We start from the raw sequence: 1244 nt of genomic DNA, 5'->3' as shown, positions 1-1244 counted from the left end.
GCTAGTGCCGTGACCACGAACGTTCGCGGTGATGGATGACACGCCGTCCGGCCTGTCAGCCGGGCGGCGTCGCCGGGGTCAGGCTGTGGCGGTGGCAGATCTTGTACGCGTGCGGCGGCTGAGTGATCAGGAAGGTCAGCAGCTGCTCAGAATCACCCGCCGGGGAACCGGTTCACCGATCCGACTGCGACGGGCGATGGTCGTGCTCGCCTCGGCCGGTGGGAACACGGTGCCGGCCATCGCCCGCTTGGTCCAAGCCGACGAGGACACGATCCGGCAGGTCATCCACCGGTTCAACGAGATGGGCATGGCCAGCCTGGACCCTCGGTGGGCGGGTGGCCGTCCCCGCCAGATCAGTCCTGACGAAGAACAGTTCATCGTCGAGACGGCCAACACCCGCCCCGAGAAGCTAGGGCGGCCCTTCACCCGCTGGAGCGTGCGCAAGCTCGCCGACCACCTGGGCTCGGATGCCGCCCGCCGGGTCCGTATCGGTCGGGAACGGCTGCGGCAGATCCTGCACCGACACAAGATCACCTTCCAGCGGACGAAGACGTGGAAGGAGTCCACCGACCCGCAGCGCGACGTCAAACTGGCCCGGATTGAGTACGTGAGCAGCCATTTCCCGCAGCGGGTGTTCGCGTTCGACGAGTTCGGGCCCCTCGCGATCCGGCCGCAGGCCGGCGCCGGGTGGGCGCCGGCCGGGCGCCCGCACCGGCTGCCCGCGAATTATCACAAGCTGCACGGGGTCCGTCAGTTCCACGGCTGCTACTCCGTCGGCGACGACCAGCTCTGGGGCGTCGTGCGGCGGCGTAAAAGCGCGGCGAACACCCTCGCGGCGCTCAAGTCGATCCGCAGAGCACGTCCGGACGGGGCACCGATCTACGTGATCCTGGACAACCTGTCCGCCCACAAAGGCCGCAAGATTCGGGCGTGGGCGGGCCGGAACAAGGTTGAACTCTGCTTCACCCCGACCTACGCCTCCTGGGCCAACCCGATCGAGGCCCAGTTCGGGCCGCTACGCACCTTCGTGATCTCCGGCTCGAACCACCCGAACCACCCCGCGCTGACCCGGAAACTGCAGGCCTACCTACGGTGGCGCAACGCCAACGCCCGCCACCCCGACGTCCTGGCCGCCCAACGCCGCGAACGCGCCCGCATCCGCAGCGAACGACAACGACGCTGGGGCCAACCCGCCACCCGCGCAGCCTGACCAACACCGTCAACGTTCGTGGTCACGGCACTAG

1 protein-coding gene is annotated in these 1244 nt (G+C 68.6%); it reads left to right on the top strand.

The features are described 5' to 3' along the window. Positions 1-91 precede the first annotated feature (91 nt). Positions 92-1210, top strand: coding sequence for an IS630 family transposase (locus tag AB0H57_RS32845; RefSeq protein ID WP_357512640.1), 1119 nt, complete (start codon positions 92-94; stop codon positions 1208-1210). The last annotated feature ends 34 nt before the right edge of the window (positions 1211-1244 follow it).

This window comes from Micromonospora sp. NPDC050686, from assembly GCF_040654475.1.
Lineage (GTDB): Bacteria > Actinomycetota > Actinomycetes > Mycobacteriales > Micromonosporaceae > Micromonospora.
The sequence above is the reverse complement of the archived record's forward strand: the minus strand, read 5'-3'. Positions and strand labels throughout refer to the sequence as shown.